At 45.8% G+C, this 17,877-nt stretch carries 17 protein-coding genes; 7 read left to right on the top strand and 10 right to left on the bottom strand.

The annotated features are described in order from the left end of the window. Nucleotides 1–96 precede the first annotated feature (96 nt). From ACXABW_RS13840 to aspA, 3 genes are all read right to left on the bottom strand, one after another. On the bottom strand, nt 97–1,545 hold the full coding sequence (locus ACXABW_RS13840) for a YfcC family protein (RefSeq protein ID WP_252028558.1): 1,449 nt from the start codon (nt 1,543–1,545) through the stop codon (nt 97–99). A 513-nt stretch (nt 1,546–2,058) separates the two neighbouring features. Then, nucleotides 2,059–3,366, bottom strand: a complete 1,308-nt coding sequence (locus ACXABW_RS13835) for an anaerobic C4-dicarboxylate transporter (protein ID WP_457523163.1) — start codon at nt 3,364–3,366, stop codon at nt 2,059–2,061. Nucleotides 3,367–3,535: 169 nt separating this feature from the next. Then, a complete protein-coding gene (gene aspA / locus ACXABW_RS13830) occupies nt 3,536–4,987 on the bottom strand; it encodes an aspartate ammonia-lyase (RefSeq protein ID WP_252028555.1) in 1,452 nt (483 codons plus the stop codon). Between the two features lie 320 nt (nt 4,988–5,307). On the opposite strand from aspA, the gene ACXABW_RS13825 reads away from it, so the two are divergent. Beyond that, nucleotides 5,308–5,829, top strand: coding sequence for an FxsA family protein (locus ACXABW_RS13825; protein WP_252028553.1), 522 nt, complete (start codon nt 5,308–5,310; stop codon nt 5,827–5,829). Between the two features lie 101 nt (nt 5,830–5,930). Here ACXABW_RS13825 and trmL read toward each other — a convergent pair whose 3' ends face one another. From trmL to ACXABW_RS13805, 4 genes are all read right to left on the bottom strand, one after another. Beyond that, nucleotides 5,931–6,410, bottom strand: a complete 480-nt coding sequence (gene trmL, locus ACXABW_RS13820) for a tRNA (uridine(34)/cytosine(34)/5-carboxymethylaminomethyluridine(34)-2'-O)-methyltransferase TrmL (protein ID WP_252028552.1) — start codon at nt 6,408–6,410, stop codon at nt 5,931–5,933. Between the two features lie 141 nt (nt 6,411–6,551). After that, entirely contained in the window at nt 6,552–7,169 is a 618-nt protein-coding gene (locus ACXABW_RS13815; RefSeq protein WP_457523161.1) for a superoxide dismutase, read from the bottom strand. Between the two features lie 103 nt (nt 7,170–7,272). Further along, complete coding sequence (gene cpxA / locus ACXABW_RS13810; RefSeq protein ID WP_457523159.1) at nt 7,273–8,649, bottom strand: envelope stress sensor histidine kinase CpxA; 1,377 nt, start codon at nt 8,647–8,649, stop codon at nt 7,273–7,275. Next, entirely contained in the window at nt 8,649–9,341 is a 693-nt protein-coding gene (locus ACXABW_RS13805) for a response regulator (protein ID WP_457523158.1), read from the bottom strand. The genes cpxA and ACXABW_RS13805 overlap by 1 nt, the downstream gene beginning before the upstream one ends. 275 nt (nt 9,342–9,616) lie before the next feature. On the opposite strand from ACXABW_RS13805, the gene ACXABW_RS13800 reads away from it, so the two are divergent. The 3 genes from ACXABW_RS13800 to pfkA all read left to right on the top strand — a co-directional run bounded on the left by ACXABW_RS13800 (nt 9,617) and on the right by pfkA (nt 12,407). Then, a complete protein-coding gene (locus ACXABW_RS13800) occupies nt 9,617–10,111 on the top strand; it encodes a CpxP family protein (RefSeq protein ID WP_252028544.1) in 495 nt (164 codons plus the stop codon). Between the two features lie 138 nt (nt 10,112–10,249). Further along, nucleotides 10,250–11,158: a CDF family cation-efflux transporter FieF gene (gene fieF / locus ACXABW_RS13795; protein ID WP_457523157.1), complete on the top strand. Its 909-nt coding sequence runs from the start codon at nt 10,250–10,252 to the stop codon at nt 11,156–11,158. A gap of 286 nt (nt 11,159–11,444) precedes the next feature. Next, nucleotides 11,445–12,407 (top strand): 6-phosphofructokinase, encoded by a 963-nt coding sequence (gene pfkA, locus ACXABW_RS13790; RefSeq protein ID WP_252028541.1) that lies wholly within the window; start codon nt 11,445–11,447, stop codon nt 12,405–12,407. Nucleotides 12,408–12,491: 84 nt separating this feature from the next. Here the strand turns inward: pfkA and ACXABW_RS13785 are convergent, their stop codons facing one another. From ACXABW_RS13785 to epmB, 3 genes are all read right to left on the bottom strand, one after another. Beyond that, nucleotides 12,492–13,814: an anaerobic C4-dicarboxylate transporter gene (locus ACXABW_RS13785; RefSeq protein WP_457523156.1), complete on the bottom strand. Its 1,323-nt coding sequence runs from the start codon at nt 13,812–13,814 to the stop codon at nt 12,492–12,494. A gap of 203 nt (nt 13,815–14,017) precedes the next feature. Beyond that, on the bottom strand, nt 14,018–14,506 hold the full coding sequence (locus ACXABW_RS13780; protein ID WP_457523154.1) for an MgtC/SapB family protein: 489 nt from the start codon (nt 14,504–14,506) through the stop codon (nt 14,018–14,020). Between the two features lie 77 nt (nt 14,507–14,583). After that, on the bottom strand, nt 14,584–15,606 hold the full coding sequence (gene epmB / locus ACXABW_RS13775; protein WP_265687363.1) for an EF-P beta-lysylation protein EpmB: 1,023 nt from the start codon (nt 15,604–15,606) through the stop codon (nt 14,584–14,586). Nucleotides 15,607–15,638: 32 nt separating this feature from the next. On the opposite strand from epmB, the gene efp reads away from it, so the two are divergent. From efp to rraA, 3 genes are all read left to right on the top strand, one after another. Beyond that, nucleotides 15,639–16,205 carry an elongation factor P gene (efp, locus tag ACXABW_RS13770; RefSeq protein ID WP_252028537.1) on the top strand — a complete coding sequence of 189 codons (567 nt, stop codon included), beginning with the start codon at nt 15,639–15,641 and terminating at the stop codon, nt 16,203–16,205. 108 nt (nt 16,206–16,313) lie between these two features. After that, nucleotides 16,314–17,231 carry a 1,4-dihydroxy-2-naphthoate polyprenyltransferase gene (locus tag ACXABW_RS13765; protein ID WP_457523152.1) on the top strand — a complete coding sequence of 306 codons (918 nt, stop codon included), beginning with the start codon at nt 16,314–16,316 and terminating at the stop codon, nt 17,229–17,231. Nucleotides 17,232–17,307: 76 nt separating this feature from the next. After that, on the top strand, nt 17,308–17,820 hold the full coding sequence (rraA, locus tag ACXABW_RS13760) for a ribonuclease E activity regulator RraA (RefSeq protein WP_252028535.1): 513 nt from the start codon (nt 17,308–17,310) through the stop codon (nt 17,818–17,820). Nucleotides 17,821–17,877: the final 57 nt, after the last annotated feature.

The raw sequence follows: 17,877 nt of genomic DNA, 5'->3' as shown, positions 1-17,877 counted from the left end.
TACCACCTTTTATTAGGAAAGAGTGATAGCAATAAAAAAAGCCGCTATCGAGATAGCGGCTTGAGAAGTTGGTTATAGGGTAAACAGGGCTCAGAGCTAGATAAGTGCACCGATGCTGAGTACCACGATACAGAACACAGTCAGAATACCGATTAACGGCATCACCCACTTCAACCAACGAACATATGGTACGCGCGCGATGGCTAAACCGCCCATCACGACTGCCGATGTTGGCGTAATCAAGTTAACCAACCCAGACGCGGATTGATAAGCGGTGATGACCAAATCTCGGCCTACGCCAGCAAAGTCGGCAAGCGGTGCCATAATCGGCATAGTTAATACCGCAAGACCAGAAGTGGACGGTACTAAGAAGGACAGTAGCACTTCTAAGAAGAACATCACGTTAATAAATACCACGGAAGACAACCCAGTGACCATTTGCTCTGCAGAGAACAAGATGGTGTCGGTGATCATGCCTCGGTCCATTACCACCACGATCCCGCGAGCAATACCAATGATGAGGGCAACGCCTAATAAGTCACGCGCGCCGTCAATAAAACTGGTCGTGAACTCTTCCTCACTCATACGTGCCACTAGGCCAACCAAAATGGTTGCTGCAAGGAACATGGCAGAAATCTCAGCCATCCACCAACCTGCCACAGACACACCATAAATCATTACAGCAAATGAGCCACCAAAGATAGTGAGTATTAACTTACGAGTGCCAGTAAACTCTAATTGCTCACCAGTTTGGTTTCCTAAGAAGTGTGCTTTGTTTTCTTCATATTTGTCGTAAACAATCGATTTTGATGGGTCTGCTTGCACCATTTTTGCGTAGCGCATGACATAAGCAACACAGATGCCCCAACCAATAACCAACATAGCGATTCTTAGCATGATACCGTCGGTGAATGGAATACCTGATGCGTTGGCCGCGATAACGGTCGCAAATGGGTTAATGGTTGAGCCTAGAACACCAATGCCTGCTCCAAGTAGTACTGTTGCTGCGGCGACTAATGGGTCAAAGCGGGCCGCCATCATGACAGGGACAAGTAGGGTGTAGAAAGGCAGTGATTCTTCTGCCATACCGTAGACAGTACCGCCAGCCGCAAACAGCGCCATGAGTATCGGTATCATCAATTCCTCTCGTCCTTCTAACCGCGCTGTGACTCGCTCTATCCCTGCATCAATTGCCCCTGTTTTAGTTACTAGCCCTAGGAAGCCACCAATGATTAAAATAAACAGCGAGACGTCGATAGCCGCAGCTTCATAGCTATTATGGTCATAGAAGCCGTCAATGGGTGCCAGAAGAACATCGATAACACCCTGAGGGTTACCTTCTACAGCTTGGTACGTGCCTGTTACAGGAACTTCACGGCCCAGTTCTTCATTCATTGCTCGGTCATATTGGCCTGCCGGAACTATCCAAGTGAGAACGGCAACGAAAGCGATCAGTAGAAATAAAATGGTATAGGCGGAAGGAAACTTAAAGTTGGCAAAGAAGCCGCCTTTTTTGTTTTCTGTTGGTAGAGTTTGAGTGGTCATAGCTATCTCCTTACACCTAACCATGATTTGGCAAAGGTGTGAATCAGCGACTAATGATGAGTCGTCCATTACCACAATGGATAACACCATTGATTCGAACTAAAGTTATTGGAATTAAAATAGTTAAATACAGATTAGAAATAGTGTTGCTCAAAAAAATATGAGCTAAATTTATTTTTCTATGGCTATTTTATTCTGCTAATCGTGGGTTAACTTTCGATGTCTTCACAAAAATAGCGGGATTAATTTTAGTCACTAAGTGAAGGGTATTTTTACGAGGGTAATTTTTTAATTCGTTTGGATTTATATTCGAATAATTATCATGATGTGATTTTACAGCGAGCTAACTAGAGGGAGTGAAATAAAATAGGGGAATTTTATTCAACCTTTCTTCTTGATGTTAAAAATTAACTTTCGAACATTAATTTGATTCCAATCAAATTCAAACAGTGATCTCTATCTTTAGTGATAAAAAAAGGGAGCCAATAGGCTCCCTAGAATGAGTGCTGATGGTTAGATAAACAAACCACCGAATGCAAAACCAAGAGCAACAGCAGTTGCAATAGTTGTTACGCCCGGAATAAAGAACGGGTGGTTAAACACGTACTTACCGATACGTGTTGAGCCTGTATCATCCATCTCAACCGCCGCGAGTAGCGTAGGGTATGTTGGTAGAACGAACAGAGCGCTCACGGCTGCGAACGAAGCAACTGCTGTTAGCGGGGCAACACCAATGGCTAGTGCTGCTGGCATTAGAGCAACGGTAGTCGCACCTTGTGAGTACAGCAGCATAGAAGCAAAGAACAACACCAGCGCTAGCATCCATGGGTAATCAGAAAGTAGACCACCAGCGAACTCTTTGATGCCATCTACGTGTGCATTAACGAAAGTAGAGCCTAACCAAGCTACACCTAGTACACACACACATGCCGTCATACCAGAACGGAATGTTGCTGCAGATGGAATTTTAGAGGCATCGATTTTGGTAAACAGAACAATGGCTGCCGCTGCTGCTAGCATAACTGTCATGATCGCTTCGTTACGGCCAAGTGCTGGATCTTCAATAAGACCAACTGAACCTGAAATAGCGGCTGCGTAACAGACAACGAAACCAATTGCGCCAAGGAAGATGAATGTTGCTTTCTTTGCCGTTGGTAGGATTTCACGTTTCTCTTGTGTCGCTAGTTTGATTAAGCCTTTTTCCAAACGCTCTTGGTAAACAGGATCGTCTTTTAGCTCGCTGCCCATAAAGTTAGCGACGAATGCACCGACCATACAGGCCAAGAAAGTGGTTGGAATACAAACAGCTAGTAGCGTTAAGTAATCCACACCAAATGGCGCTAGCATTGCTGCAAAAGCAACAACGGCTGCTGAAATTGGCGATGCTGTAATTGCGATTTGAGACGCAACAACGGCAATCGATAATGGGCGAGAAGGACGCACACCTTGGCCTTTAGCCACTTCTGCGATAACCGGTAGAGTAGAGAATGCAGTGTGGCCAGTACCCGCCATTAACGTCATTAAGAAAGTGACGATTGGTGCGTAGAAAGTGATGCGTTCAGGGTGTTTTCTTAGAAAGTTCTCAGCAACTTGAACCATCCAGTCTAAACCACCCGCTACTTGCATTGCTGCAATCGCGGTGATGACCGACATGATGATCAAGATAACATCGACGGGAATGAATGCCTGACTAGTAGGCACACCTAAAAACAACGACAGTGCAATCACACCCGCACCACCGGCTAAGCCGATGCCGATACCGCCAATGCGTGCCCCCAAATAAATAAAGAGCAGCACGACAAATAGTTCAACCGCTACCATATTGATACCTCATTTAGATTTTTGATTTTAATTATTGGAAAGCTCATAGGCTAAACGTTCAAATAATGAAAATCGCTATTACGATAAAGCACGAAAATAACTCAGGAAAAGTATGGGTACTCCGGTTTAACCCAAAAAAGGGCCCCGTAAGGGACCCTGTTCGCTGCGATTATTCGTAGCGTTTCGCTTTATACTGCGGACGCATTAAATTTTCAACAGAGAAGATGTCATCAAGCTCTTCTTCGCTGAGTAAGCCGCGTTCCAGTACCACTTCGCGAACGCTCTTACCGGTTTCCGCACAAATCTTACCAACGATGTCACCTTCGTGGTGGCCAATGTATGGGTTTAGGTAAGTCACGATACCGATAGAGTTAAATACGTAGCCTTCACATACGTCTTTGTTCACTGTGATGCCGTCGATACACTTGTCACGCAAGTTGACACATGCATTGGTTAGGATATCGAGAGACTCGAACATGCTTTGCGCAATTACCGGCTCCATTACATTTAGCTGTAACTGGCCGCCTTCTGCTGCAAACGAGATAGTGTTGTCGTTACCTAGCACTTTGAAACACACTTGGTTTACCACTTCTGGTACCACTGGGTTTACTTTGGCCGGCATGATTGAAGAGCCAGCTTGTAGCTCTGGTAGGTTGATTTCATTCAGACCTGCACGTGGGCCTGAAGACAGTAGGCGTAGGTCGTTACAAATCTTAGACAGTTTCACCGCGAGACGTTTTAGCGCACCGTGAGTCATTACGTATGCACCACAGTCAGACGTTGCTTCGATTAAGTCTTCAGCTGGCACACATTCATGACCAGTCACTTCAGCAAGGTGTTTAACTGCCAGTGCTTGGTAACCAGGAGCGGCGTTCAAGCCAGTACCGATTGCTGTTGCACCAAGGTTGACTTCAAGCAGTAGCTTAGAGGTGTATTCAAGTGCGCGGATTTCTTCGTTCAGAGTAACGGCCCAAGCGTGGAACTCTTGGCCTACCGTCATCGGAACCGCGTCTTGTAGCTGAGTACGACCCATTTTTAGCACGGTATCGAACTCTTGGCTTTTCAGTTCAAAGGCGCCTTTTAAGTACTCAATTGCATCTAATAGCTTGCGTACGCTATTAAATACAGAGATACGGAAACCCGTTGGGTAAGCACAGTTAGTCGATTGGCTCTTGTTTACGTGGTCATTTGGGTTAATGAACTCGTATTGGCCTTTTTCTTTGCCCATTAGCTCAAGTGCTACGTTGGCAACCACTTCGTTAGTGTTCATGTTCACTGAAGTGCCAGCGCCACCTTGGAATACGTCTGACGGGAATTGATCCATGCACTTTCCTGTTTCAAGGATCACGTCACACGCTTCAATGATGTACTGAGCAACATCTTTAGGTAGAACGCCGAGCTCTTTGTTTGCAAGCGCCGCCGCTTTTTTGGTCATCACCATGCCACGTACAAATTCAGGTACGTCTGAAATCGTTGAGCTTGAAATATTGAAGTTTTCGATTGCGCGAAGAGTATGAATGCCGTAGTACGCGTCTGCGGGAACGTGACGTTGACCTAGTAGGTCTTCTTCAATACGGGTTGCTTGGTGTGTTGTATTTTGTGTATCAGATAGGCTAGCCATAACAGGATCCTTAGAGAATTATTCTGATAATAAAGTGATTTATTAGCCATTTCTGCAAGTAAGAATCCGTTCGTCAGAGTTTTTTGGCTGGAAAATCCGTCCTGACTTCTGTGGCACATCATACTGCACTACGTACATAAAAATAGTAACTGGATCACCTTTTCTAACTTTATTTAGTCAATAATTTTCAAACTATGAATAGGTTATTAATAACCATAAAGGGGTAGGGGATTTTAGTGGTCAAAATCACGCTTTTTTACACGATAAATTTGAGCTTCAAGGCGCTTTAGACGTACACTGGAGTGAACAAAGGAGGGCGTGTGTTTCCTATCTTATTATTGCTATTTATATTTGTCCCAATCATTGAGATTGGCCTGTTTATTCAAGTCGGTGGTTTCCTTGGCCTTTGGCCGACCATCGGTTTAGTGCTGATCACAGCATTTGTGGGTGCGTCATTGGTGCGTAGCCAAGGTATTCAAACCCTAATGTCGGTGCAAAATCGCTTAAATCAAGGTGAGTTGCCTGCTCAGCAAATTTTTGAAGGCGTTATGCTGGCGGTGGCCGGGGTTCTACTATTAACTCCTGGTTTTATGACCGATGCACTGGGCATGCTAGTTCTGCTGCCAGCGCCAAGAGCTGTGATTGCTAAATACCTAATGAGTAAAATGGTGGTGAAAAATGTATCGGGTGGATTTGCTGGTGGCCAATTTGGTCAAAGCCCATTCGAGCAAGACCCATTCCACCGCGACCCATTTAACTCCAATCAAGATGGCAACACCTTCGAAGGTGAGTTTGAGCGCAAAGAAAAAGACGACCAAGATAACAATAATCGTCTTAACTAAACAATAACAACCGTCTCAACTAGTTGGGCTGTGCTGGCTCATTGAAGCATATATAAAAAAGGCTCTGTATTCAGAGCCTTTTTTGTGTCTATCTAATGGGGTTACACCGCGCCTTCAAACCCCATTTGTCGCCAAGCTTCAAAAGCAATGATTGCGACGGCGTTAGACAGGTTTAGGCTGCGAGCTTCTGGCATCATTGGAATACGAATACGCTGCTCCATTGGAAGGCTTTCAATTACTTCTGCTGGTAGGCCACGTGATTCAGGCCCGAACAATAGCACATCACCTTGTTGGTATTGCGCATCGATATGATGGCCAGTTGTTTTGGTGGTGCAGGCAAAAAGGCGATAGTCACCTTCACGTTCATTTTCTAGATACTCTAGAAAAGCATTAAGATCCTTGTGGCGCTTAACACGAGCGAGATCGTGATAATCAAGGCCAGCACGGCGAACTTTCTTCTCTTCTAGGTCAAACCCTAATGGTTCAATCAAATGTAAATTAGCGCCACAGTTCGCGCACAAACGAATTATGTTACCGGTGTTTGGAGCGATTTCTGGTTCGTAAAGGGCAATATCAAACATCTTGGTTCATCTGGGTTAGCTTAGGTGGCAAAGAGTATATACCCAAATGACGCTAAGGTGCAGGGTTCAAAGCGCAGACATTGTATCCGTGGTATGTATCCAAAGGGCGACAGCACGTCGCCCCCTGATGTGTCGAATTCGCTAAGCATTTTGCGCAAGTGCAATGGCGTAGTGCTCACTGACTGCATCCCAATTGACCACATTCCACCATGCATCAATATAATCTGGTCGGCGGTTACGATAGCTGATGTAGTAGGCATGCTCCCACACATCTAAAGCGAGAATCGGCTCACCTTGTTCCTGTGCGACATCCATTAGTGGGTTATCTTGGTTGCCAGTGGAGGTGATCTTCAATGCACCGTTTTGCACGATTAACCACACAAAGCCTGAACCAAAAGTATTGATCGCCGCTTGGCTAAACTCTTGCTTAAATTGCTCAAAGGTGCCAAAGGTTTGGATGATGGCCTGAGCAAGTGCACCATCTGGTTCATGCTGGCCGTTTGGTGTCATGCAGTTCCAATAGATAATGTGATTGTAGTACCCGCCACCGTTGTTTCGGATAGCAGGAGCATGCTGAGAAATACTGGCGAAGATGTCAGTTAAAGGGGCTTTTTCAAGCTCAGTCCCTTTAACTGCAGTGATGAATTTGTCGTAGTAGGTTCTGTGGTGACGGCTGTAATGCACTTCCATTGTTTGGGCGTCGATGTATGGTTCTAGTGCATCGTAAGCGTATGGCAGTTCAGGGAAACTGTGAGACATAGTAAATCCTCCGTAATCGAAGGATTTACTTTATTGATAATGAATATCATTTTCAACTGCGATCTTTGTAGGGTTTTGTCGCTCGTTGACGTTCTTCGTCTTGTTAGCTACTCAGAGGCAACTTGATTAGGACCATTAAACCACCGAGTTGGCTGCGACTGGCAGCGATGGAGCCGCTGTGCTGGCGAATGGCACTTTCTGTGATCGCCAATCCTAGCCCTGCACCACCTGAATTTCTATCACGGGCTGTTGATACGCGGTAAAACGGGCGGAATATATCTTCCAATTCAGAGTCTGGCACCCCTTGCCCGTTGTCTTCCACGACAATCGAAAGCTGCTCATCATCTTTAGTTAAGGTAACCTGAATCAGGTCTTCACCGTAGTGAATAGCGTTACGGATGATGTTCTCGACAGCGCTCATCAACAGTTTTGGATTACCTGAGATTGAGCCTTCTGGGATAGCGGAGTAGTTAAGCTGCTTGCCCATTTGCTCGGCTTCAAACTGCGCATCTTTGAGGATCTCTTCCCATAAGCTAGAAATGGGTTGAAGCTCACGAGTCAGGTGACTATCGGCTTGCATACGCGACAGCTCTAACAGCTCGCCGATCATCTGTTCGAGTCGCTGGGCTTCGGTATCGATGCGTTCCAGCTCTGGGCTGTCTCCTTGCTTTCTTGTCGCGAGCGCATTGGCCATTCGCAAGCGAGTCAACGGAGAGCGTAACTCATGGGAAATATCCGACAACAGCCGCTGCTGGCCAGAAATCATGTGATTCACTGCCTCAACCATCTGGTTGAAGCTCGCGCCTGCTTGCCTAAATTCAGAAGTGCCTTTTTCAAGTTCTGGGTCGACAACAAACTCACCACCGGCGACTCGCTTAGCTGCTCGCTCTAATTTACGTGCGGGTTGACTGAGTGCCCAAGCTAGCCATAACAACAGTGGTGTACTCACCACCATCACGGCAAACAGTAATTGGAACGGTTTGTCGAATAAGCGCAAAAGGAACGGAGGGGTTTGATCCCATTTTACTCCGATGTAAAGCAGTAAGTTATGTTCGGCTAGCGTGATTGGCAGTGGTCCTGCAATCATGTAACGACCATACAGTTTTTGTTTTGGCTCACCTTGCTCAATGCTGGTAATGAAGTTTTGCAGTGCACGAATTTTGAAATCGTGATGGCGTTTAGTGGTTAAGATGTTGCCTTCTAGATCAGTTAAGAAAAGGCGAGGGGCTTTATCTCGTGGTGATCGCCCTTGATCTTCAAGGCTGAAAATAATTTTGCGTAGATCTTTCTCATCGCGAAAGCGCTTCTCGATCTTCTGCTGCAGCACATTGAGGCGCTCAAAATGATCCGCTGGGATATTACGTGCTTTGCGAGGATCTAAATGCGGCAAGGACAGTACGGCCAGCAGAACCAGCAGCATGGTAAACCAGAATATCGCGAAAATACGGCCATAAAGGCTGGTGATCTTTGGCAGGCGCATCAGTCTTCCTCAACCAACAAGTAACCTCGGCCGCGCAACGTTTTTATGCGAGATTTGCCAGACAAGGTATCGGGTAGCTTCTTACGTAAATTAGAAACGTGCATGTCGATCGCCCGGTCGAACGCGGCCAGCCTTTTACCCAGTACATCTAAGCTGAGAGCTTCCTTGGTTAACGTTTCTCCTGGGTGCTGAATAAAGTGCGCTAGCAGGGCAAATTCCGTTGTGGTCAGCTCGAGTAACTGCTCCTGGCAGTAGGCTTCTTGTTTACCTGGATACACCTTGATATCCATGTACTCAATGGCGTCGCTGTTTTTATTCGCAGGTGCTGATTGAGTTTGAGTACGGCGCAGAATAGCTTTAATGCGAGCCAGTAATTCACGATCGCTAAATGGCTTTGGCAAATAGTCATCGGCACCGAGCTCAAGGCCAATCACACGATCAATTTCTTCGCCCTTGGCAGTGAGCATCAACACGGGGGTCTGCCAGTTCTCACGTAGGCGCTTTAGCGTATCCATACCGTTCAGTTTTGGCATCATTACATCCAGTAGGATCAGGTCGATATCCTTATTCACTGCAGCCAGCCCTGACTCTCCGTCATTTGCTTCAGAGATAGTAAAGCCCTCATAAGTGAGCACTTCTTTGAGCAAGCTAGTCAGTTCTGTGTCGTCATCAATAAGTAGGATATGCGCCATTACTCTTTCCTCGATTGGATTGCATGAGTCTTGTTACCTTTATATTACTGTGAAACGGCGGTTTCGAGCAGGGTAAATTTTGCTCTTTACGATTCTTTACGCTCTCTATACGTCGCTTTACCTAGCAGGTCGTATTCTATACTCAACCGCTGTGAAGAGAACGAAACACATCAACCACTGTCTGCTAAATTTAGCGCCGATGTGATTCTCTAGGGTGAAAGGTCAACATGCCCTTATACAGCACCTCAAATAACATGAAAAATAAGGTACGACTTATGAAAACTGCAAAGAAATTAGTATTAGCTGCTGTTGTTCTTCCTCTTACTCTAGGTACAGCAAGCGCGTTTGCTTTCGGTGGTAAAGACCACGGTAAAGGTATGGGCGGTAAATGCGGCGGCTTCGACCGTGGTGTAATGCGCCAACTTGACTTAACTGATGCGCAAAAAGAGCAGTTAAAAGAGATGCGCGAAGCGGGCAAAGCAGAAATGAAAGCCAAGTTTGAGCAAGGTGGCGAAGAGCGCCAAGCAGCAATGAAAGCGCACCACGAAAAAGTTCAAGCTTTGGTATTGGCAGACACGTTTGACCAAGCAGCAGCAAATGATTTAGCAAAAGAGATGGCTGAGAAGCAAGCAGAGCGCCGCGTGAAAATGCTAGAGAAGCAGCACCAGATGCTAAGCATCTTAACTCCAGAGCAAAAAGAAAAGTTTGTTGAGCTGTCGCAAGAGCGTCATCAGAAGTGTGCAGACAAGATGGCAAGACACCACAAGTAAATTTGACCTCTCCCTTCCTGTTAAAGGCGGCTTTATAGCCGCCTTTTGTTGCTTTCATATTCATTTAAACTAATGCGAGGTATACTTTCTATTATCCTTTCTTAATAAAAGATTGACGCTTTAGCGAAATTTACGCTTATGAAACAAGAATATGCTCGCCTAGTCACTTTGGCTGCTTGGACAGCAACAACGGTTGCGACTTTGCTATTGATTGTGAAAGTTGCGGCGTGGTGGGTGACAGGCTCAGTGAGTTTATTAGCATCGCTGATTGATTCTATGTTGGATATCGCAGCGTCAGTTGTGAACTTGATTGTGGTGCGTTATGCACTTCAGCCTGCTGACAAAGAACATACTTTTGGCCATGGTAAAGCCGAGTCTCTCGCTGCTTTAGCGCAAGCCATGTTTATCTCTGGTTCGGCGTGTTTTCTTATCCTCAACGGTATTGATCGTTTCTTCCGCCCTCATGAACTCAACTCGCCCGAGTATGGTGTTTACGTCAGTTTATTTGCCATGGTCGTGACCTACGGCTTAGTGACATTCCAAAAGCACGTCGTGAAGAAAACAGGTAGCCAAGCGATTGCTGCCGACTCTCTGCATTATCAATCTGATTTGTATATGAATGCGGCTATTATGCTGGCGTTGGGGCTAAGTTGGTTTGGTCTCACTCAAGCCGATGCGGTATTTGCTGTCGCGATCGGTATATTCATTCTATACAGCGCATTTAAGATGGTGTCAGAAGCGATTCAAACCTTGTTAGACAGAAAGCTCCCCGATGAAGAACTAAAACAAATCAGAGAAGACTGCCTGTCTATAGAGGGCGTGTTGGGGGTGCATCAGCTTCGTACTCGTATGTCGGGCCCGGTACGCTTTATCCAGCTGCATTTAGAGTTGGAGGATCACATTCCTTTGATTGAAGCTCACCGCATTTCTGACAATGTAGAATTGAAGCTGCTATCCAGTTTTCCAGACGCGGATATTCTGATCCACCAAGATCCGTACTCTGTCGTTTTGACCGCAGAGAGGGAACAAAAGTCTCAAGGCTGGTAGCCAGAGATATTCACACTGAACTGGGGAGACAAAGTGGTCGCTATTGACTATCTTTTCAGCGTCAAAAGAAAAAAACGTGATTCTGATGTGCATCAACAAAGTGAAACAGTAAAACTGTAATACTCTTACAGAAGTAGAAAAGTTACATAATTTGCTGCAAATAAAAGTAGTATTCCTTTTTAGTAAAGGTAACATAATGCGCAGATTAGACAGATTTCGTTGGAAGCATGTCGTTAGCTTCTAACATTAAAAATTGAAATTGATTTCCAAAAATTCGAGGGTGAGCATGATTAAGAAGATCGGTGTTTTAACAAGTGGCGGCGACGCTCCTGGTATGAACGCAGCAGTACGTGGTGTTGTTCGCACAGCATTGGGTGAAGGTCTAGAAGTTTACGGTATTTTTGATGGCTACCTAGGCCTATACGAAGATCGTATCCAAAAACTGGATCGTTCAAGCGTATCTGATGTGATCAACAAAGGCGGTACTTTCTTAGGCTCTGCTCGTTTCCCTGAATTCAAAAACGTAGAAGTACGTGAAAAAGCGATCGAGAACTTGAAGAAGCACGGCATCGACGCACTTGTTGTTGTCGGCGGTGACGGTTCTTACATGGGTGCGAAGAAGCTAACTGAAATGGGTTACCCATGTATTGGTCTTCCGGGCACTATCGATAACGATATTGCAGGTACGGATTACACGATCGGTTACCTAACTGCGCTGAACACAGTTATCGATGCAATTGACCGTCTACGTGACACGTCATCTTCTCACCAACGCATTTCTATCGTAGAAATCATGGGTCGTCACTGTGGTGACCTGACTTTGATGTCTGCAATCGCGGGTGGTTGTGAATACATCATCACTCCAGAAACTGGCCTTGATAAAGAGCAGTTGATCAGCAATATCCAAGACGGCATCGCGAAAGGTAAAAAGCACGCTATCATCGCGCTAACTGAGCTTATGATGGACGCAAACGAACTGGCAAAAGAGATTGAAACGGCAACAGGTCGCGAAACTCGTGCAACGGTTCTTGGTCACATCCAGCGTGGTGGTCGTCCAACGGCATTTGACCGCGTTCTAGCGTCTCGCATGGGTAACTACGCGGTTCACCTACTACTAGAAGGTCATGGTGGCCGTTGTGTAGGTATCCAAAAAGAGCAACTTGTTCACCATGACATTATTGATGCAATCGAGAACTTGAAGCGCCCAGTTCGCAACGATCTATTCAAAGTTGCAGAAGAGTTGTTCTAAGCGATGGCTTAAACAATTTCTCAAACAAAGTTAATAAAAAAGCCAGTTGGTATACCAACTGGCTTTTTTGATCTTAGCGGCTCACTAGTTGATAGCCATTGAGATGATGTAGCCGACAGTCGTTGCAGTAACGACACCGATGAAACCAGGCAATAGGAAGCTGTGGTTGAGAACGTACTTACCTATTTGCGTGGTACCTGAGCGGTCGAAAGTAATTGCCGCTAGGTCGCTTGGGTAGAACGGGAAGAAGAAGTAGGCGTAACACGCAGGTAAAACACCGATTAATACTGGAGCAGGGATGCCCATTGCAAATCCGAGTGGCAGCATGATAGTGAGTACTGCCGCTTGGCTTTTCAGGAATACCGACACCACGAACATCGCGATTGCAAACGTCCATGGGTGGGCAGCGACTAAGTCGCTTACTAAGCTGATCAAATAAGCTTTGTGGAATCCGATAATGGTGTCACTCATCCAGGCAATACCGAAGATGATGATCACCGCCGTCATACCAGCAATGAACACGTTGCTGTGTACGATCTTTTTCGGGTCGACCTTAGTAGTGAGTAGGATCAAGGCACCGACAGACAGCATTAAGAACTGTATCGCGACAGACATGTTCACACCGTCAGGAAGTAATGACAGATCTTTACCAAACATCGCGACAAAAATAACCGTTACGATACCGGCCAAGAAGATCGTTAGGCCTTTCTTCGCTTGGCTACCCACTTGCGCGTCATTTTCGTTATCTTCTTCGATATCAATCAGCTGAGCTTTGAACTCAGGATCTTTGCAGCGTTCGATGAAGGCTTGATCTTGGTCGAGGTCCTTACCGCGCTTCAGGCTCCACAAACAGCCAACTAATACACCAATGAGAGTTGCTGGGATCGTCACCAGTAAGACATTGACTAAGCTGATGTCTAGACTGTTGTCGGCAGCCGTTGCCATCACTACGGCTGCTGCGGCGGCGATAGGGCTGGCGGTAATGCCCATTTGCGACGCTATAGTCGCCATCGCCATTGGTCTTTCTGGGCGGATGCCTTTTTTGTAAGCGACATCATAGATAACAGGAAGTAGTGGATAAACGGAGTGACCTGTTCCCACCAAGACAGTGAGAGAGTATGTGCACAAAGGACCTAAAAATACGATTTGGCTTGGGTGCTTGCGCAGCAGACGTTCTGCAAACTTAACCAAGAGTTTAAGACCACCGGTGGCCTCTAACGTCGCGGATGCCGCAACTACGGCGAGAATGATCAACATTACGCTGATTGGTGGCGTCCCTGGTGCAATCCCGAATACAAAGGCGAGCACAGACACACCAAGCCCACCTAGTAATCCAAACGCAATGCCTCCATGGCGGATACCAATGAATATGACCGTCAACAACAGGAGCATATGCACATAAAACATAATCAAACCTCCAACACTTTTGTTTGTAGAGGTTTATCTTACCCAAAAGTAGTAGGTGTAATTGTGAGCAAATGTGCGTATCAATTGAGCTCAATTTACGATCGGCACATTCATTGTCTTCGGTCAAAAAATTACTCTGAGTAACAAGTGTTTATGCGATTTTTGACTATTAATCACACTATGAATAACGGCAGATACGCAGTTTATTTACTGACCTGTTTGCGATTTTGAAATTTTTGGTGAACCCCACGGCGCAGTGACTTAATACGGTTTTCTGCTTTGTCGACACCCAGTAATACAGTAAGTGCGAGAGTCGTGATAACTACAGATTGCTGCAAATAGCCGAGTCCAATCATCATACCCAGAGCTGCGAGCACCCAGATCACCGCCGCCGAGGTCACCCCGTGGATTTTTCCGTCTAAGGTCATCATGACGCCAGCGCCTAAGAAACCAACGCCAGTGATGATTTGACCGAGTACGCGTGCTTGGTCGAGGGTATTAGGTGAGAGCGATACCGCCATCGACATAAAAAAGTATGTACCTGAAATGACCAAAATAGAGGTGCGGATTCCAACGGGTTTCCCGCGAGTTTGCCTTTCAACACCGATAAGTATGCCGTTGATGGCGCAGCAGAGAAGAGCCCACCAACTGAAAGGGCCGAGATCGAACAGTTGTTCAATAGTCGCTTGCATTTTGACCTCCCAAAAGCGCGGAGTATGCATATAAAAGACCGGACTATCGAACAAAAGTTTTTAATCGAGACGAACGATTACTCTAGGTGTAAGTCGAGTGGTGTTTTGCTGGCTCTGCCACCGATTTCTCGGGTTAGGGTTGGGACTAAATAACCGGATACGCGCTCAATCAAGCCTGCCATAATGGCTTTCGCTTGCTGGTCAGAAACAAAGAAATGTGCGGCGCCTTGAACCTTATCTAGCACGTGCAAGTAGTATGGCAGTATACCAGCATCAAACAGCGCTTCACTGAGCATAACTTGGGCGTGAGCAGAATCGTTAACTCCTTTTAAAAGCACGGCTTGGTTCAATAAGGTAACGTTAGCGCGTTTTAGCTTAGCGAGTTTATCGCTGAGTTCTTGATTGATTTCATTGGCGTGATTGATGTGCGTAACCATGACCACTTGCAGGCGTGTTTGATTAAGTAGTTGGCACAACTCATCCGTGACTCTTGCTGGGATCACAACGGGCAGTCGGCTATGAATCCTTAGTCGTTTGATGTGTGGGATGTCAGCAATAGACTGAACCAGCCATTCGAGCTCATTGTCTTTAGCCATTAGTGGGTCACCACCGGACAAAATGACTTCATTGAGTTCGGTATGCTCAGCAATATAGTCGAGGCTCTGCTGCCAAGCTAACTTGTTGCCTTTGTTTTCCTGATATGGGAAATGACGGCGAAAGCAGTAGCGACAATTCACTGCGCAGCCACCTTTGACAATCATCAGAGCGCGATTGCGATATTTGTGCAACAGTCCTGGTACTTGATTGTTCTGCTCTTCGAGAGGATCGTTTGAGTAGCCATCATGAACTTCAAATTCTTCGCACAGTGGCAGTACCTGACGTAAAAGTGGGTCGTAAGGATTGCCTTTTTCCATTCTATCGACAAAACTTTGCGGAACACGCTGCGCAAACAGCTTTTTAGCTTCAAACCCGCTTTGCCATGGCGAAGGGTCTATCTGTAGAGATTCCAACAACTTTGTCGGATCAGAGATCGCATTCGCCAGTTGTTTGAGCCAGTTTTGCTCAACAGATTCGACTTTTCGGGTTATGATGTGTGGCATTGAATTTAGCTCTAAGAATGTAAGAGGACAAAATGGCTACTGTTAGCACTAATGAATTTAAAGGCGGTTTGAAACTAATGCTTGATAACGAGCCTTGCGTTATCCTGGAAAACGAGTACGTAAAACCAGGTAAAGGCCAAGCGTTCAACCGTGTAAAAATTCGTAAGCTTCTTTCTGGTAAAGTGCTAGAGAAAACCTTTAAGTCTGGTGAAACTTGTGAAGTTGCAGACGTAATGGATATCGACCTAGATTATCTATATAACGACGGCGAATTCTACCACTTTATGAACAACGAAACATTTGAGCAGATCGCTGCTGATGTTAAAGCGGTAGGTGAAAACGCTAAGTGGTTGGTAGAAAACAACACTTGTATGCTGACACTTTGGAACGGTAACCCAATCGCGGTAACACCACCAAACTTCGTTGAGCTTGAAGTTACAGATACTGACCCTGGCCTGAAAGGTGATACTCAAGGTACAGGTGGTAAGCCAGCAACACTATCAACTGGTGCTGTAGTACGTGTTCCACTATTCATCGCAATTGGCGAAGTAATCAAAGTTGATACTCGCAGCGCCGAATACGTAGGTCGCGTAAAATAATCACTTCGGTGAGAAAAAAGGTCACTTCGGTGGCCTTTTTTTAGTTTTTGCGCCTAGAGAATCGATATGACACAATCCATATAACGTCTACTGTTAGAAATTATTTCTATGAATCAATCTCTGCAAATCTGGCTAGATGCGGCTAGGCCAAAAACGCTTCCATTAGCGTTAGTTTCTATTCTAACCGGCAGTGTACTGGCCTTTTCTTTAGGGCACTTCTCTCTCCCTATTGCGTTGTTAGCTTTTCTCACTGCGACTTTGCTGCAGATTTTGTCGAACCTTGCGAACGATTATGGTGATGCAGTAAAAGGGACAGACAACGAAGACAGGCTAGGCCCTGTTCGCGCGATTCAATCAGGCGCAGTGACAACCAAAGATATGAAGCAAGCCATTATTATTAATATTGTGCTGACGATGGCTGCTGGCTTAGTGTTGGTTTTTTATGCGTTAGACAGTATGCAAAGTATATTGGCGTTTATTGGTCTAGGGGTATTGGCCATTATCGCAGCGATTGCCTATACCGTGGGTAGTAAGCCTTATGGTTACGTTGGACTTGGAGATATATCCGTGTTCATCTTTTTTGGTTTGTTAGGTGTCGCGGGGACGTTTTTCCTGCATACCGGAACCATAGACAGTGCTCTTGCTCTTCCTGCGATTGGCTGTGGGCTGCTTGCCGTCGCCGTCCTCAATATCAACAATATGCGTGATATTGAAAATGACGCAGCGTGCGGAAAGAAGACTGTTGCGGTTCGTTTGGGTCAAACTCGAGCTAAGCATTACCACTTTGTCCTACTAGTTGGCGCCCTAGTGGCGTTTGCACTATACCTACTGCTGCAACCAAAGCCGGTTTGGATCAGTTTGCCATTTCTATTGAGTGTCGTTGTGGTATTTAAGCACGGTAAAGCGGTGTGGGATGCACAGCAACCTAAGCAAATTGCCCCTATGATGCCAATCATAGTGAAATGTTCCCTGATTACTAACTTGTTGTTTGCCGGGGTTGTTATAGCTCAAACTCTCGCCAGTTAATTGAGTTCTGTCATTGCATTGACTTAATGACCCTATATACTCGATTGAGATGTCTATCGGTATGAGAACTATAGCTATGGAATACAATACCTCAGCCCTGTGTGATATTTACTTGGATCAAGTAGATGTTGTAGAGCCTATGTTTAGTAACTTTGGTGGCAGTGCTTCCTTTGCTGGACAAATCACAACGGTTAAGTGTTTTGAAGACAATCAGCTGATTCGTGAAATCTTAGAACAAGATGGCTTAGGCCGTGTACTGCTTATTGATGGTGGTGGCTCATTACGCCGAGCGCTGATCGATGCGGAACTGGCAGCGCTTGCTGAAGAGAACGAATGGGAAGGTATTGTGGTGTATGGCTGTGTACGTGAAGTCGACGAGCTTGAAGACATGAGCGTGGGTATCCAAGCGCTAGCTTCAATTCCCGTAGGAGCTTCTCAGCAAGGTGTCGGCGAAGTCGATGTAGCCGTTAACTTTGGTAGCGTGACTTTCTTACCAGAAGATTACCTATACGCCGACAACACTGGCATCATACTTTCTCAAGAGCCGCTCGACGTAGAGCTGGAAGTCGAAGAAGACGACGAATTATAAGTAACAAAAAAGCCGACATTGAGTGTCGGCTTTTTTGTGTGTGCTTATCTGGGCAAG

It is taken from the genome of Vibrio paucivorans, assembly GCF_054053395.1.
Note: the sequence above shows the minus strand (reverse complement) of the source record. Positions and strands in the feature narration are given on the sequence as shown.

Coding starts and splice junctions, on each gene's coding strand:
- ACXABW_RS13840 (WP_252028558.1), bottom strand. CDS start 1,545: ATGACCACTCAAACTCTACCAACAGAAAACAAAAAAGGCGGCTTCTTT.
- ACXABW_RS13835 (WP_457523163.1), bottom strand. CDS start 3,366: ATGGTAGCGGTTGAACTATTTGTCGTGCTGCTCTTTATTTATTTGGGG.
- aspA (WP_252028555.1), bottom strand. CDS start 4,987: ATGGCTAGCCTATCTGATACACAAAATACAACACACCAAGCAACCCGT.
- trmL (WP_252028552.1), bottom strand. CDS start 6,410: ATGTTTGATATTGCCCTTTACGAACCAGAAATCGCTCCAAACACCGGT.
- ACXABW_RS13815 (WP_457523161.1), bottom strand. CDS start 7,169: ATGTCTCACAGTTTCCCTGAACTGCCATACGCTTACGATGCACTAGAA.
- cpxA (WP_457523159.1), bottom strand. CDS start 8,649: ATGCGCCTGCCAAAGATCACCAGCCTTTATGGCCGTATTTTCGCGATA.
- ACXABW_RS13805 (WP_457523158.1), bottom strand. CDS start 9,341: ATGGCGCATATCCTACTTATTGATGACGACACAGAACTGACTAGCTTG.
- ACXABW_RS13800 (WP_252028544.1), top strand. CDS start 9,617: ATGAAAACTGCAAAGAAATTAGTATTAGCTGCTGTTGTTCTTCCTCTT.
- fieF (WP_457523157.1), top strand. CDS start 10,250: ATGAAACAAGAATATGCTCGCCTAGTCACTTTGGCTGCTTGGACAGCA.
- pfkA (WP_252028541.1), top strand. CDS start 11,445: ATGATTAAGAAGATCGGTGTTTTAACAAGTGGCGGCGACGCTCCTGGT.
- ACXABW_RS13785 (WP_457523156.1), bottom strand. CDS start 13,814: ATGTTTTATGTGCATATGCTCCTGTTGTTGACGGTCATATTCATTGGT.
- ACXABW_RS13780 (WP_457523154.1), bottom strand. CDS start 14,506: ATGCAAGCGACTATTGAACAACTGTTCGATCTCGGCCCTTTCAGTTGG.
- epmB (WP_265687363.1), bottom strand. CDS start 15,606: ATGCCACACATCATAACCCGAAAAGTCGAATCTGTTGAGCAAAACTGG.
- efp (WP_252028537.1), top strand. CDS start 15,639: ATGGCTACTGTTAGCACTAATGAATTTAAAGGCGGTTTGAAACTAATG.
- ACXABW_RS13765 (WP_457523152.1), top strand. CDS start 16,314: ATGAATCAATCTCTGCAAATCTGGCTAGATGCGGCTAGGCCAAAAACG.
- rraA (WP_252028535.1), top strand. CDS start 17,308: ATGGAATACAATACCTCAGCCCTGTGTGATATTTACTTGGATCAAGTA.